This is a genomic window from Paenibacillus sp. FSL W8-0187, from assembly GCF_037969755.1.
Classification (GTDB): domain Bacteria; phylum Bacillota; class Bacilli; order Paenibacillales; family Paenibacillaceae; genus Paenibacillus_AQ.
On sequence record NZ_CP150206.1, the window covers coordinates 6785813 to 6801378 of the forward strand.

Annotated in this window: 12 protein-coding genes; 2 read left to right on the forward strand and 10 right to left on the reverse strand. The window is 52.0% G+C overall.

Annotated features, from left to right (window positions below):
• Positions 1-533 precede the first annotated feature (533 nt).
• The 5 genes from MKY48_RS30820 to ftsE all read right to left on the reverse strand — a co-directional run bounded on the left by MKY48_RS30820 (position 534) and on the right by ftsE (position 6429).
• Positions 534-1856 carry a PDZ domain-containing protein gene (locus MKY48_RS30820; protein WP_339291856.1) on the reverse strand — a complete coding sequence of 441 codons (1323 nt, stop codon included), beginning with the start codon at positions 1854-1856 and terminating at the stop codon, positions 534-536.
• A gap of 93 nt (positions 1857-1949) precedes the next feature.
• Complete coding sequence (locus MKY48_RS30825) at positions 1950-3419, reverse strand: S41 family peptidase (protein ID WP_339268422.1); 1470 nt, start codon at positions 3417-3419, stop codon at positions 1950-1952.
• A 129-nt stretch (positions 3420-3548) separates the two neighbouring features.
• On the reverse strand, positions 3549-4817 hold the full coding sequence (locus MKY48_RS30830) for a peptidoglycan DD-metalloendopeptidase family protein (protein WP_339268424.1): 1269 nt from the start codon (positions 4815-4817) through the stop codon (positions 3549-3551).
• 27 nt (positions 4818-4844) lie between these two features.
• Positions 4845-5753 (reverse strand): permease-like cell division protein FtsX, encoded by a 909-nt coding sequence (ftsX, locus tag MKY48_RS30835; RefSeq protein WP_076324041.1) that lies wholly within the window; start codon positions 5751-5753, stop codon positions 4845-4847.
• Positions 5743-6429, reverse strand: a complete 687-nt coding sequence (ftsE, locus tag MKY48_RS30840) for a cell division ATP-binding protein FtsE (RefSeq protein WP_076324040.1) — start codon at positions 6427-6429, stop codon at positions 5743-5745. The genes ftsX and ftsE overlap by 11 nt, the downstream gene beginning before the upstream one ends.
• Before the next feature lie 206 nt (positions 6430-6635).
• Between ftsE and MKY48_RS30845 the strand changes: the two genes are divergently transcribed.
• Positions 6636-8072, forward strand: a complete 1437-nt coding sequence (locus MKY48_RS30845) for a VanW family protein (protein WP_339291857.1) — start codon at positions 6636-6638, stop codon at positions 8070-8072.
• Positions 8073-8257: 185 nt separating this feature from the next.
• Here MKY48_RS30845 and MKY48_RS30850 read toward each other — a convergent pair whose 3' ends face one another.
• Positions 8258-8986 (reverse strand): polymer-forming cytoskeletal protein, encoded by a 729-nt coding sequence (locus MKY48_RS30850; RefSeq protein WP_339291858.1) that lies wholly within the window; start codon positions 8984-8986, stop codon positions 8258-8260.
• Positions 8987-9314: 328 nt separating this feature from the next.
• Between MKY48_RS30850 and MKY48_RS30855 the strand changes: the two genes are divergently transcribed.
• The gene (locus MKY48_RS30855) at positions 9315-10088 is read left to right on the forward strand and encodes an alpha/beta hydrolase family protein (RefSeq protein WP_339291859.1); all 774 of its coding nucleotides are present in this window, start codon (positions 9315-9317) and stop codon (positions 10086-10088) included.
• Between the two features lie 136 nt (positions 10089-10224).
• Here MKY48_RS30855 and argH read toward each other — a convergent pair whose 3' ends face one another.
• From argH to MKY48_RS30875, 4 genes are all read right to left on the reverse strand, one after another.
• Positions 10225-11640, reverse strand: coding sequence for an argininosuccinate lyase (gene argH, locus MKY48_RS30860; protein ID WP_339291860.1), 1416 nt, complete (start codon positions 11638-11640; stop codon positions 10225-10227).
• 130 nt (positions 11641-11770) lie between these two features.
• Positions 11771-13003: an argininosuccinate synthase gene (locus tag MKY48_RS30865; RefSeq protein ID WP_076324035.1), complete on the reverse strand. Its 1233-nt coding sequence runs from the start codon at positions 13001-13003 to the stop codon at positions 11771-11773.
• A gap of 106 nt (positions 13004-13109) precedes the next feature.
• Entirely contained in the window at positions 13110-14066 is a 957-nt protein-coding gene (argF, locus tag MKY48_RS30870; protein ID WP_339291861.1) for an ornithine carbamoyltransferase, read from the reverse strand.
• Between the two features lie 59 nt (positions 14067-14125).
• Positions 14126-15346 carry an acetylornithine transaminase gene (locus MKY48_RS30875; protein WP_339291862.1) on the reverse strand — a complete coding sequence of 407 codons (1221 nt, stop codon included), beginning with the start codon at positions 15344-15346 and terminating at the stop codon, positions 14126-14128.
• Positions 15347-15566: the final 220 nt, after the last annotated feature.

Sequence of the window (15566 nt, forward strand, 5' to 3'; positions counted from 1 at the left end):
ATTCGTCCTCTCCGCTAAGTTGTGCAGATCCCTCACTTTAATTAGACATACGAAAAGAAACTGGATTTGGAGGACGACATTCCACCTCATCATCTTGTTCGCATCATGCATGAAGCGGTTAACTGCTTGGATGACCGCATCTTTTCGGCCACCTATCCCGGTGGCGAACGAGACAGCTACCATCCCAAGATGCTCACCAAAGTCATCATTTACGCCTACACACAGCGAATCTATTTTTCTCGTCAGATCGCCAGCTCCCGGACTTCCGTACCATCAATCGTTTTCGTTCCTACGTCAAACGGGAACACTATTATTTGTATTTCTGCTTCGAGGACTGACGAAAGTGAGCCTAGGTCGGATGGCTTTCGCTTGCCCATAATCTACTCAAGCAAGCGACAAAGACCGAAAAGCAAGAAATGGCGGTGCAAGGATAACATCCTGAGCACCGCCATTTCTTCATTTGACACATTTTTTATCTGACGAACCGCCCGTCAAGTGAGCAAACCTACTTATGGGACAGCTCCTTTCAGTATTTATGATGAATGGAACCCGGCTTCTTCGGAGCCGCCGGTCGTCTTACTACCGGAAGAACCCCGCTTGCTGCGAATATGAAGTTTATTCGCCAGCAGGGTGATCAAGCTTACCGGCTTCAACCCGACCGCTATGCCATCCCTCGGGTCGGGGGCAACGATAGCTCCCAATTGATGATGATCCCCCGCGTAGATTGCACGCTGCAGGAATTTACTCTCCCCCTGATGGTTCTGAACCTCCAGCTTACAGAAGGCCGAATTCTGACGAAGCGCGCTATGCAGCTGTTCCTTACTGTGAATCAGTTTACCGTTCACCTTCAGGATCGTCTCTCCTGCCAGAATGCCAAGTTCGCTTGCCGGACTATTCGGAAGCACTGCGAGAACGCGTAGTCCACGAATCGGATGCACAAAGATCGGACTGCGCTGCTGTTCTTCATAACGGCTGTACCACACCAAGCCCTCATGCAGCAGTAATGCCGCTAATGCAGCCACGATCGTGAGTGGTGTCCACCACTCGGCCAACAGGCTCAATGCCAGCACAATGGCTCCGTAAAATATGAGCCGCTTCGATGTGATGCTTGCCTTCTCCAGCGGGAGCATGCTCTGCGTCATTTCCCCGAAACCAATCACGACCGGGAGTGCCATCATCGTAAAACCTGTACTCCAGGCATCACCACCGAAGAATGGCGTCCATGGCAGCACGCTGCCTCCGCTTACCGCCGGAACAAGCAAGAACAAGGGTAAAGGCCAGAAGCTCTGCATGTGATAGCCGCCAACAAGCTTGCCACGCTTGCCCTCAAGGAACAGCGGTGTAGCAAAACCCGAACCCTGTATCCTGACAAGCAAGGCTTCTGCAAAATGCAGAACGGCGGATAAAGCCAGCAGCGCAGGAATGTCCAATCCATGAATCGTTGTCGTTATGTGACTGACCCAGCCATCCGGCTGCCAATTCGGAAACCAGCCTAATCCAAACTGAATGATCCCGAGAAGACCGATGGAATAGGCGAAGCATAAGTACCGGATATGAAACAGCATCAGAATCAGGGAAGTCACCCATATGCATATGATGGCTTCCAGGCTTAAGGATATTCCCAGGAAGGCTACTACGATGGACACGCCGATTCCTGCCAGCAGCCCGCCCAGAAACGTTCGCCATGTCTGCAATCCCCAGGAATGCAGCTTCACATGGAACAGCTTACGCTCCACCAACACCTGCCTTCGGTAAAACAGCATGACAAACAAAATCGAAATATAATAAAAGGGCTGCGTCAGCAGTTGTATGCCTGCATCTATCCCATACATCAGCAGTTGTTTCAATGTCTCCAACAGCTTGCCACGCTCCTTTCAGCTTCAAGATGCTTCGAAGTCTACACTTTCAGATATCTTAAAAGAAAAAAAGAAGGCTAACGTTCAGCCTTCTTACTTGTTCGACGCCTTGGCGGCGATTTCCTTCCGGACCTCGGCAATTCCGCGATTCATTTGATTATCCTCTTTCGGATCCTGAATCTTCTCAATCAATGCGGCTTCCAATGCCTCGGCTGTAGCGCCGTTAAGGATACCGTCCGCTTTCAGCTTGTGCTTGCTCTGGAAACTCTTAACGGCCTTCTCTGTATTCCGGTCGAAATAGCCATCCGTACGCCCAATCTTATAACCAACCGCTTCAAGCATGATCTGTGCATTCTTCACATCCGTGCTATTCGTGTCGTACGTATAAGTTTTCTTCTTATCGATCGGTGCAACGGTAAAGTATTCTGGCTGTGACACCTGAATATCCGGCTCAATTCCCTTCTCATGGATCCAGGTACCGTTTGGCGTCAACCACTTGGCAATCGTTACTTTCAGCAGGCTTCCATCGCCAAACTGCTTATCAAAGCTCGTTTGCACGGTACCTTTTCCGAAGGAATGCTCTCCCATCAAGGTAGCTCCTGCCGACTGCTGCAGTGCGCCTGCCAAAATTTCGGAAGCGCTGGCGCTGCCCTTGTTCATCAGCACCGTTATCGGATAGGATTTGGCCTCACCGCCCGAAGGATGCTTCTCCCGCTTCTTATTCTTATCCTCTACCTGAACGATCAACTCGCCTTTAGGTACGAACTGCTCTGCAATGTCAATGACAACGGACAGCACGCCGCCTGGATTGTTCCGGACGTCGATCAGCAGTCCCTTCATGCCTTGGCTTTCCAGTTTCTTGAGTTCTTCCTTAAAGCGTTCGCCTGTATTCAGCGAGAATTGGGAGATCTCAATAACACCGATTCCGCCCTTCTCCATCCGTGCCGACACGGTTTCCAGATCGACGTCATCACGAACGATAACATACTCGACAGGCTGCTCAGAGCCTGCACGCTTAATCTGAAGGACGGCCTTGGAACCTTTCGGACCGCGAATCTTGTTGACTGCCGCGTTCAACTCCAGACCCTGCAAAGATTCCCCATTAACTGAGAGGATGGTATCCTTTGCCCGAATCCCGGCTTTATCCGCAGGAGATCCCTTGATCGGGGATACAACAACGACACTGCCATCTACAGAGGATACCTCCGCACCAATCCCTGAGAAGGAGCCCTCAATGCTCTCTTCAAACTGGGCTGCCGTTTCTTTTCCCATATAGTTGGAATATGGATCTTCCAGCGCTTCCATCATCCCGTTGATGGCGCCGTCGATCAGTTTCGACCGATCGATATCCTTGTAATAATTGCTTTCGATGAGGTCAATCGCTGTCCCCAGTTTTTTCGCTTCAGACTGCTCCAGTCCATTCCTGTTTGCTATACTGGCCAGCAGCCCCTCACCGTCTCCGGTCTGGCTAGGAGCGGGCAGCTGGGTCAAAGCCATCGTTAACAGCACGCCGCACAGCATGGCAGCTATGACCAGAAAGACAGCCGTTCGTTTTTTCAGCAAGTACTTCACCGCCTTTGTACGTTTCAACTGCTACACATGGGGAATCCCGTCCACCTAGTATATGATTGGCTTGCCGGGAATATTTATACAGCGGTCTGAAGGTTATATGGTATAAGTCCTAAAAGTTTGTTACAGATAAGGCGAAGGATTGACCGGCGATCCATTGATCCGAACCTCAAAATGAAGATGCGGTCCTGTGCTCTGACCCGTGGAACCCACTTCGGCAATCTTCTGCCCTCTGGACACCTTGTCGCCTTCGCTGACTTTAATGCCGCCATTGCGGATATGTCCATACAAGGTCCATACGCCGCCCCCATGATCAACAATAACACAGTTTCCGTAACCGCTCCACCACTCGGCCAATATGACCGTGCCGCTCTCAGCTGCCCGGATCTCAGTCCCCTGTGGTACCGCGAAATCCTGGCCTGTATGCATCTTGCCAGCCTGGCCCGTTACCGGATGAACTCGAGGCCCATAACCCGATGAAAGTCTGGCACCGGAAACTGGGATCGCGAATGGTCCGCCGTTACCTGTGTATCCGCCGCCACCTTTACTTCCACCGAGGGTGGTCGCCTTGGCTCTTTTCGCCGCAGCCGCTTTGGCAGCCGCTGCTTTACGGGCAGCTTCCTCAGCCGCAAGCTTATTCTTTTCCTTCTGCAGATCCGAACGTTTGCTTGCCAGGGCAACCAACATTTTATCCTGCTCTTCGGTCAAGATTTCCGCATCCTCGATATCCTGATCATACTGGGCCAGTAGTACGCGCTTCTCCTGTTCCTTCTCGTTCAGGATACTCTTGCGGTCCTCCATTTGGCCATACAGGTCCTTGGCGGTTGCATACTGTCCTTCAAGCTCCTTCTTCTTGTCGATGACCAGCAGCTTGTCCTGCTTATGCTCCACCAGCAAATCCTGGTCCTGGTTAACGATCGTCTTCAAAGAATCCGCACGCTCAATAAAATCGCTGAAGCTGGTCGAGGAGAGCAGCACATCCAGATAAGATACTTGCCCATCCATATAGATGAGGCGAATCCGGGATTCCAACAGCTTCTCACGGGAGGCGATACGCTCCTCCGCCGCTTCAAGTTCTTTGGTCGTTTTTCTCAGCAGATCCTCTGTCTCCTCGATCTTCATGGAGATTTTGGTCAATTCATTGCTGACGATGCTGATCTGCTCCATCACATATTTCAAATTCTTCGTTGTTTTTTTCTTGTAATGCTGAGCTTCTTGTTTATTTTCCGCTGCTTTGTTCTTCTGTGCCCGTGCTTTCTTGACCTGCTCCTGAAGCACGCTCAGCTCTCGATCTACATCGGCTGAAGTCTTCTTCTCGGCTTGTCCGACGGTCGGTTGGATCATAACAGTGGCCAGTAATAAGGCTGCTACTCCTGCGGCGATTTTCTTCAAGTTTCGCTCCCCATCCTTTACCTTGTTTTATACTTTCAAAAATTTACGTATCGACATGGTGCTGCCCCAGATGCCAATGACCATGCCCAGCCCAACGATAATGATGCCGAGCTGCAGCCACAAATCTCCCAGCGGGATTAAGCTCTTTGCCAGCGTCAGATCGGTTTGCGACGCAGCGTACAGACGATTGTAGCCTACAAACAACAGCGTGACCGTCACAATGGAGCCCATCAGGCCGATCATGGCACCTTCCACGAAAAACGGCCAGCGAATGAAGTTGTTGGTCGCGCCGACAAGCTTCATAATGCCGATCTCGCGGCGACGGGCCAAAATAGTAACTCGAATGGTGTTCGAGATCAGGAACATAGACATCAAACCGAGTCCCGCTACGAAAATAAAGCCGATATTCCGCACCGTCTTCGTAATCTTGAACAGAGTTTCGACCGTGCCTTCCCCATACTTGACTCGCAGGATCGGCTCCTCCGTATACTTCTGGTTCAGAGCGGTAATCTTGTCGGCAACAAAACCGACCGTGGTCGGTTCAATAACGGAAACCTCGAATGCATCAGGAAGCGGATTCTGGTCCGCCTCGCTGAAGCCTTCCACCCATTCGGAGCCCAGGCTTTCTTCAAGCTCCTTCATGCCCTCTTCCTTGGACACGAACTTGATGCCGCCGACCTCAGGCATTGCCTCGATTTCACTCTTGATGGTTTCGCGCAGCTTCTTATCCACATTAAGATTTAAGTACGTATTGATTTGCACATTGCTATCTGCTTTATCGGCTAAAGCGTTAACATTCATGACTAATAGCATGAAAACGCCCAGTATAAACAAAGACACTACGATGGAAGTAACCGATGCGACCGACATCCATCCATTCCGGAAAACGCTCTTCGCCCCTTCCCGCAAGTGCCGCAAGAAGGTTCTAAAATTCATACCCGTAATCTCCTCTCTGCTGGTCACGGACGATCTGTCCATGCTCAATCGCAAGAACGCGTTTACGCATGGTGTTCACGATATCCCTGTTGTGGGTAGCCATTACGATGGTGGTTCCCCTGAAATTGATTTCATCCAGCAGCTGCATGATGCCCCACGAGGTTTCCGGATCCAGGTTACCTGTAGGCTCGTCCGCAATAATGACGGAGGGGTTATTCACAATCGCTCTGGCGATTGCGATCCGCTGCTGCTCACCCCCGGAGAGTTGGGAAGGTTCGCGGTTCGCCTTGGCTCTCAGGCCCACAAGCTCCAGCACCTCCATGACCCGTCTCTTGATGAGACGCTGCGGCGCTTCAATAACCTCCATGGCAAAAGCTACATTTTCGTAAGCAGTCAGCTTGGGCAGCAGACGATAGTCCTGAAAAATAACCCCGATATTTCGGCGAACATAGGGAATTTTGCGCTGCTTCAGCTTCCCGATATTAAATCCATTAACAGAAATTTGCCCCTTCGTAGGCACTTCTTCTCTATAGATAAGTTTCATAAACGTCGATTTGCCTGCACCTGACGGTCCGACAACATAGACGAATTCATTTCGATTGATTTTGACGGAAACTCCTTGAAGCGCATGAGCGCCGTTCGGATAAGTCTTCCATACGTCCTGCATTTCGATCACTTCATCACTTCCCAATCCTTAATTAGCCATTATACTTTTCGACAGTTTCCATCGAATTCCTTTAAAATCCATGAAAAATCCTCACGACATCGTCTATTGTAACAAATTTGTTACCTTTTGAGTACCCGAAAGTTTAAGCCCACCGTGACATATACATGAAAAAGTGCATGAACTGCGGCCAATACGAAGTTAAGAAGGTGGTTCAATTGAAAAAAATTCATCTTGGTCTCATCATTGTCATCAGTTTCGGTCTTCTCCTCTCCGTCGGCTTCGGTCTATTGACGATGTACGTGAACCAGAAGGAACTCCCGAAGGGGGTCGTTCTCTCCGGTTGGCAGGTAGGCGGTACACCCGCAGACGAGGTGCTGTCAGAGCTGGATCAACGGCTGCAGGCGATGACAGCATTGAAGGTGGAGCTGCAATCGGGCACTCTGAAAGGGCACACGGAAAGCTTCACTCTCCGGGAAGCCGGAGTTCAATTCAGCGCTGCCGATTTTCGGGAAGCTATCGCCAGGTTGTCCGAAGGATCATTATGGGATCAGGTTCTTTACCGGCGTAACTTTCAGCTGGAGTGGCATATATCCACAGACTGGGATCGCAATGTGTTAAAAGAGCGATTGAGCGAAGACTGGCAAAAGGAACGCTTTGGCGAACCCATCAATGCGGTGCGGAGCATATCCGAAGATGACGTTGTCCGGTACACCCCGGAGAAAACGGCATACCGCATCGATTGGCCGACATTCTATGAAGGGTTCGGCGCTGCGCTTCCGAATGAGTCCCACTTCACCGAGCCGAAATTGGATGAGATCATTACGGTCCAACTGCCTGTCATCCGTCAAAAGCCCCCCGTTACCGTAAAATCGCTGCAGGATGAGGGGATTGAGCGCAAAATCGTCGAATTCTCTACCAGTCTCGGATCCAGCGGGCCTGGACGCATTCATAACGTGACGGCCGCTGCCAAAGCCGTAGACGGCATGATTCTGAAGCCCGGCGATGAATTCAATTATGCTCATATTATTGATGCCGCGAAGAAGGAGTACGGCTTTGAAGAAGCCCCCGTTATCGTGAACGGCAAGCTGGTGCCCGGGATCGGCGGCGGGATCTGCCAGGTATCCAGCACGGTCTATCATGCCGCTTTGCTCGTCGGGCTGGAAATCACCGAACGGCGCAATCATTCCCTTCCGGTCAGCTACCTGCCCAAGGGGCAGGATGCCACCTTTGCTGAAGGGGCGATCAATTTTCGCTTTCGGAACAATACAGGCAAGCATCTGCTTATTTTATCGGAGGTATTGCACGATAATTTAACACTAAAGATGTTTGGCACCTTCCCGGAAAATACGGAATATGAGCTTGTGTCCACCACCGTTGAAACCTTGCCGTCACCAGAGAAAATCTTTCACAATAACTCGCTTCCTCCAGGACTCAAGCAGGTGGTTCAGAACGGGAAGCCAGGCTATGTGGTTGAAACCTACCGAGCCAAGAAAGTAAACGGCAAAGTTGTGGAGAACGTCAAAATATCCAAGGATACCTACCGCCCCCAGAACAGCATCGTTGCCATTAATCCGACGAACGATGTCCAACTGCCTGAAGCGAATGATACCCCGAAAGAGGAAGTGGTTGAGGACGGTATCAGTGCCCCGTAAACCTGAAGACAACATGGAACAGCCCGGATTCGCGATAGAACCGCGAATCCGGGCTGTTTGCCTTGCCGTTATTTCAATGTAATGTATCGACTTTATAGCAGCTCTCGTATTCACCAGACGGATATCCTCGCCTTCAATCAGCTCGGCATTCAGATGTCCCATCCGGAAGGGCATCGTTGTTATCCTTAAAACCGCCGAGATGCTCTGACCTCGGCTTCCGGATGTTGTGACAGTTCATCTCTGTACTCCACTTGCCGAATCTCGCACCCTTTGCCTAAGATCACCCGGTTACCGCGGACGATATCGGCTTCAACATACTCGAGATCAAGGACATCGCCTTCAATAATACGAGCCTCCAGCCGTGTTCCCCGTAAAGGCAAGGACAGCATTTCCCAGAGCCGCTTCCCTTTTTTGCGGACCGTTATCCGGTCTCCAACGATTTCCTGTGCAAGGCAGCGGCCCAATACTCGGATATCCGCTGTTCCAACATGCAGGCGGCCATCGATCTTAAATCCCCCTTGCAACGTGGCGGATTCACTCCGCACGTCACCACGGCTTCTCAGGTTTCCGGTGACCTCAAGCTTTTTCGATTCGGAATCTCCGTGAATGCTGCAATGCCCCCCGATAAAGATGGAGCGACAGCGCAATCCATCCTTCAAACTCAAACTGCCGGCTACATGCAGCTCCTCAGACTCCACAGCCCCCTTAATGGTTCCCGATCCGTTCACGCGAATCGTACGGGCAGCTACGGCGCCACTAACACTCATATTTCCATTACCTATTAATTCTCGGCAATCCAGATCTCCATTCACCTGCCCGGCACCGTCAATGCGCACCTTATCGTATTGGCCGCCGCTTGAACTTCCGGTTCCCGTAATCTTCAGATCGGACAGCTTATCGTCATGTGGTATCATGAGTATCCTCCTCCAGATTTACAAAGTAATCACTATCTATATCTTTACTTCTTCATCACAACAGTTATTTCTACAATACATGTCCGTCCTCCACCAGGTGGAGTCATAATCTCCCTCTAAGATACCACACCTCCGCTATTCATAGAACAGCCCGTTGGCTGAACTTCACCTCGGTCCCAAGACCGAGGCGTTCTCAGGCACTTTATCTCGTCTTTTCCTGCAAATGATGGTTCGGATTTGCTTGGAGCAAGGGAGATTGATTGTGATATGATTCAAATAGGCTCGTCATTGATCTCTCATTTATTAAAGTGAAAGGGGATACATCATCATGGCTCTTATGCAATGTCGCTTTTACTCGGAGGTACTGGGTCTCAGTACGTCCATGACCGTCATTCTCCCTCAGCAAACCTCTTCGCAGATCGGTATGACCAATCATGCCAAAAGCGGTCTGCATCCGACGCTCTTCCTGCTGCACGGCCTGTCCGACGACGATTCCATCTGGCTGCGCAGAACCTCCATTGAACGCTATGTGGCCGAGATGGGCATTGCCGTCGTGATGCCGCAAGTTCACCGCAGCTTCTATACCGACATGGAATACGGTGGCAAATACTGGACCTTCATCAGTCAGGAGCTGCCGGCCATTGCCCGTTCCTTCTTCCCGTTATCCCACGCGAGGGAAGATAACTTCGTCGCCGGCTTGTCCATGGGCGGATACGGAGCATTCAAGCTGGCCCTTCGTTGCCCCGAAGCCTTTGCCGCGGCTGCCAGCTTGTCGGGCGCGCTCGATATGGCGGGTCATATTCGGAGGAATGAGGCCTTGTTTGAACATCAATTAGTCTACGGAGATCAAGATATTACCGGTACCGACAACGACTTGCTGTGGCTGCTTCAGGAAGTCGAACGATCCGAAGGGCCTAAGCCGCTGCTGTATCAATGCTGCGGAACCGAAGACTTCCTCTATGAAGACAATCAAGCGTTCCGCAAAGTCTGCGAAGAAACCTCCCTCGAACTCACCTATCAGGAAGGTCCAGGCGATCATGATTGGGGATATTGGGATACCCACATTCAGGATGTGCTGAAGTGGCTACCGTTGAAGGCCTGATGAACCTATAGGCACACATGACATGCCAGCGGTTCGTTTTCGGTTCTATGGGGTGCATTTCTGATATCATAAAAGAGGTGGATCAGCAAACTTACCGTTTGCCGATCCACCTCTATTTTTTTACCGTAATATGCTGTTACTCAACATTCCCTTGGCGGAGACCCAACCATTCCTCCGTGACCTGAAGGGTCTGCACGCTGCGATCAATGGCCGCCTTCACTTGCTCGGTTGCCGTGCCGCCGTATACGTTACGCGCATTGACCACCGTCTCCGGTTGAAGGACGCCATAAATGGAGTCGTCGAACAGCTCCGAGAACTGCTTGAACTCATCCAGCGTCAGGTCCAGCAAATACTTGTTGTTCTGGATACAGTACAATACAGTCTTGCCGATCACTTCGTGCGCCTGACGGAAAGGAAGTCCTTTGCCCACCAGGAAGTCCGCGATGTCGGTTGCGTTCGAGAAGTCGGTATTCACCGCTTCGCGCATGCGGCCTTTGTTGACCTTCATCGTGGCAATCATCGGCGCGAACAGTTGCAATGCGCCTTCCAGCGTAGCGACCGTATCGAACATGCCCTCTTTATCTTCCTGCATGTCCTTGTTATAAGCAAGCGGCAGGGACTTCAGCACGGTGAGAAGACCCATTAGATTGCCATATACCCGTCCGGTTTTGCCGCGAACAAGCTCAGGCACATCCGGGTTCTTCTTCTGCGGCATAATGCTGCTGCCCGTGCAGAACGCATCGTCCAGCTCGATAAAGTTGAACTCCGTGCTGCTCCAAAGCACCAGCTCCTCGCTTAAGCGGGACAAGTGCATCATGATGATGGAAGCATCCGAGAGGAATTCCAGGATGAAGTCGCGGTCGCTGACCGCATCCAGACTGTTCTCGTAAACACCATCAAACCCAAGCTGCTCTGCCACGAAATGGCGGTCGATCGGGAACGTTGTACCCGCAAGCGCGCCTGCCCCGAGCGGCAACACGTTAATACGCTTATAGCTGTCGATCAGACGGTCGATATCCCGCTGAAACATGGACACGTACGCCATCAGATGATGTGCGAACAGAATCGGCTGTGCACGCTGCAGATGCGTATACCCTGGAATAATCGTATCCAGGTTATCCCTGGCTTGTCCGATCAATGCGGTTTGCAGCTCATGCAGCATGCCAGTCAGCGCCACCACGCGGTTACGTAAATACAGATGCATGTCCGTAGCCACTTGATCGTTACGGCTGCGGCCTGTGTGGAGCTTGCCGCCGACAGGTCCGATTTCCTCAATCAGATTCTTCTCGATGTTCATATGAATATCCTCATCCGATACGGAGAACTCGATGCTGCCCTCACGGATGCGCTCCAACACCTTGTTCAAGCCAGCCTTGATCGTCTCCACGTCTTCGGCCGGCACGATGCCGCATTTGCCCAGCATAGACACATGCGCAAGGCTTCCCTGGATATCCTCTTCGGCCAGCTGCTTGTCAAAACCGATGGATGCCGTATATTCCTCTACCAATGCGTTGGTCTGCTTCGTAAAGCGTCCGCCCCATAACTTGCTCACAACACTTGCCCCTCTCTGTTTAAGGCAGAGGGCCGCTTCCCGCTTAAGAAGTCCCTTTCATCCCGGTTACGCGAGAATCAGCGGAGCTCCCTAGCATGAAACGGCCTTCAGCCTGTTCATTATTGTAAACTTATTGATTCTGGTTCACGCCGGTTGCCACTTTCAAACGCAGTGCATTCAAGCGGATAAAGCCGGTCGCATCGCCCTGATCATAAGCTTGCGTCGGATCGGCCTCCATCGTTGCGATATCCGGGTTGTACAGACTGACCGGACTCTTCACACCTGCGCCGATAATGTTGCCTTTGTACAGCTTCACGCGCACCGTACCGGATACGTTCTTCTGGCTCTCCGTTACCAGCGCTTGCAGTGCCAGACGCTCCGGCGCAAACCAGAAACCGTTATAAACCAAGGTACTATAGCGGGTAATCAGGCTGTCGCGCAGATTCATCACTTCACGGTCCATCGTGATGGATTCCATTTTGCGATGAGCGGTGAACAGGATGGTTCCGCCTGGTGTCTCGTAGACACCGCGGCTCTTCATGCCAACGAAGCGGTTCTCTACCATATCCACGCGACCGATGCCGTGTTTGCCACCCAGCTCGTTGAGCTTCTCCATTACTTGCAGCGGACTCATCGATTCGCCGTTCAGCGCAACGACATTCCCTTGCTCGAACGTAAGCTCGAGGTATTCTGCTTCATCCGGCGCATCCTCAGGCGATACGCTGAGCAGGTACATATCCTTGCTGTCCTCTGCGCTTGCATCGAACCAAGGATCCTCCAGCACGCCGCTCTCGTAACTGATATGGAGCAGGTTGCGGTCCATGGAGTAGGATTTGGCTGCCGATGCCGTTACCGGAATGCCGTGCGCTTCCGCGTATGCGATCATCTCCGCACGTCCCGGGAAGGAGTTACGGAACTCCTCGATGCGCCAAGGAGCGATTACTTCAATGTCCGGTGCCAAGCCGGCAACGCCCAGCTCAAAGCGAACCTGATCGTTCCCTTTACCCGTAGCGCCGTGCGCAATCGCCGTCGCGCCTTCCGCACGTGCGATATCCACCATGCGTTTAGCAATCAATGGACGCGCGATGCTAGTCCCGAGCAGGTACTGCCCTTCGTACATGGCACCCGCCTGGAACATCGGATAGATGAAATCTGTTGCAAATTCGTCGCGCAGATCGTCGATGTATACTTTGGAGGCGCCTGTCGCCAGCGCTTTTTCCTCAAGTCCGTCCAGCTCTTCCTTCTGGCCGATATCGGCCGTGAAAGCAATGATCTCCGCATCGTAGGTTTCTTTCAGCCACTTCAGAATAACGGACGTATCCAGGCCACCGGAATACGCCAGTACGATTTTTTGTTTTGCCATGGTTAAACTCCCTCTCTTTGTTACTAACAACCCTGTCGTTCATTATACTAAAGATAACGTCCATTAACGCATTTTCATAGAGAATGTTCGTTGTAATTGAATGGCTCTAAGCCATCAAAGCAACCATCAAAGCCTTTTGAGCATGGAGACGGTTCTCAGCCTGATCGAAAATAACGGAATTGGCACCGTCGATCACGCCTTCGCTAACCTCTTCGCCACGGTGGGCCGGAAGACAATGCAGGAACAGGTAATCCGGCTTCGCCACCTTCACCAGCTCCTCATTCACCTGGTAGTCCGCAAACGCGGCTTCCCGCTGTGCCTGCTCCTCTTCAAAGCCCATGCTTGCCCATACATCCGTATAGATCACGTCCGCATCCTTCGCGGCTTCGATCGGGTCTTGGGTGATCGTGATTTTGCCGCCCGTTTGCGCTGCGATCTCCTCGCTCAGCTTCACGATGCTGGCATCCGCCTCGTAGCCCTTGGGACTGGCCACAGCCACATGCATGCCCATCTTGGCTCCGCCAATCAGGAGTGAATGCGCCATATTGTTGCCATCGCCGATAAAGGCCATTTTGAGGCCTTTTAGCTTGCCTTTGTGCTCCAGCACGGTCTGCAAATCAGCCAGCACCTGACATGGATGCGCCATGTCGCTCAGGCCGTTGATAACCGGAATGGAGGCATATTTCGCCAGGTTGACCACGTTGTCGTGCCCGAAAGTACGGATCATCAAGCCGTCCAGATAACGGGACATCACCTGCGCCGTATCGCTGATCGGCTCGCCGCGTCCGAGCTGAATATCGTTTTTGCTTAAAAAGAGTGCATGTCCGCCCAGCTGGAACATGCCAGCCTCGAACGACACCCGCGTCCGCGTGGACGACTTCTCAAAAATCAAACCAATCGTCTTGCCCTTCAGCGGCTGATAGACTTCGCCGTTCTTCTGCTTGCGCTTGATCTCAATTGCCGAATCGAGCAAGAACTGAATCTCTTCCGTCGAGTATTCGTCCAGCTCGATCATATCCCGCCCTTTCAGGCTCAATTCTTTCACTTGTCCGCTTGCGGCCATACTCCTTCAGTCCTCCTTAACCATGCTGTTATTGTCCAAAATGCTGCTGCACGATTCTTCTATGCTTGGCTAACCGCCGTATGCTCATGTATAAGTTCCGTAACAATCGATACCGCCTGGTCGATCTCTTGTTTGGTGACGTACAGATTCGGAAGCAGCCGGATCACATTCGGTCCTGCCGTTACGAACAGCAGCCCGCGGCTCTGTCCTTTTAGTACCAGCTCGCCAACCGGTTCAGCGCATTCGATGCCGATCAGCAAGCCTTTACCCCGGATCGCCTTCACAAAAGGATGACTGCCCAGGCTCTCATTCAGCTTGGTCATCAAATATTCTCCAGCTTCGGCCGCGCGCTGCGGCACGTTGTCCTCGAGCATTGTCTCGATGGTGGCCTGGATGACGGCGCTCGCAATCGGCGTGCCGCCAAACGTCGTCGCATGGCTTCCTGCCGTAAAGGCTTCGCGCAAGTAAGCTTTGCCCAGCATCGCGCCAACCGGGAACCCGGAACCGAGCCCTTTGGCCACGGTGAAAATGTCCGGCTCGATGCCGTAATGTTCGTGCGCAAACAGCTTGCCGGTTCGGCCCATGCCCGTCTGCACCTCGTCGACAATCAGCAGCAGTCCGTGCTTCTTGCACAGCTCAGTAACGGCTTGAAGAAATTCCGGCTCCACCGGATGCACGCCGCCCTCCGCCTGCACCATTTCGATCATGATGGCGGCGGTGTTGTCGTTAATAGCCGCTTCCAGTGCCGGAAGGTCATGCAGCGGAACGCTTTTGAAGCCTGCCGGAAGCGGAAGGAAGCCTTCCTTTACCTTATCCTGGCCGGTTGCCGTCAGCGTAGCCAACGTCCGTCCATGGAAGGACTGCGTAAACGTAATGACCTCGTACCGTCCCGTTCCCTTCACCTTCTGATGGTAGCGGCGCGCCAGCTTAATGGCCGCTTCGTTCGCTTCCGCTCCGCTGTTGCAGAAAAAAACGGCGTCAGCGCAGGTGTTGGCTGTCAGCAGCTCAGCTGCTTTTTCCTGACCGGGAATGTGGAACAGGTTCGAGACATGCCACAATTCATCCAGCTGGGCTTTCAGCTTCTCTTTTACTTTCACCGGAGTATGGCCAAGATTCGTTACCGCCAAACCCGCCATAAAATCAAGATATTTGTTGCCTTGATCGTCCCATAACCAGCTGCCTTCGCCTTTGACCAAGGCGATTGGATATCTGGCATACGTTTGGAACAATGAGCTTTCATTCGCTGCTTTAACACCGCCTGCTGCTGTTTCTTTTCCCATGACCTTCACACACTCCTTTGCATATGGCATTGCTTCATGTTTCAGGTTTGAAACGTCTGCGATAAGAGACATCTACTATGCTTACCCAGCACTGCGAATTCGGATCATTCCTCCGATCCCTGTTGCCCACAGAATTTTATTGAATGATATAAGTTAGGATAAATTCCGTGGACAAAGGGGCCCGCTTCGCTTCTACGGAATGATTCCGCCTTCTCCGTTG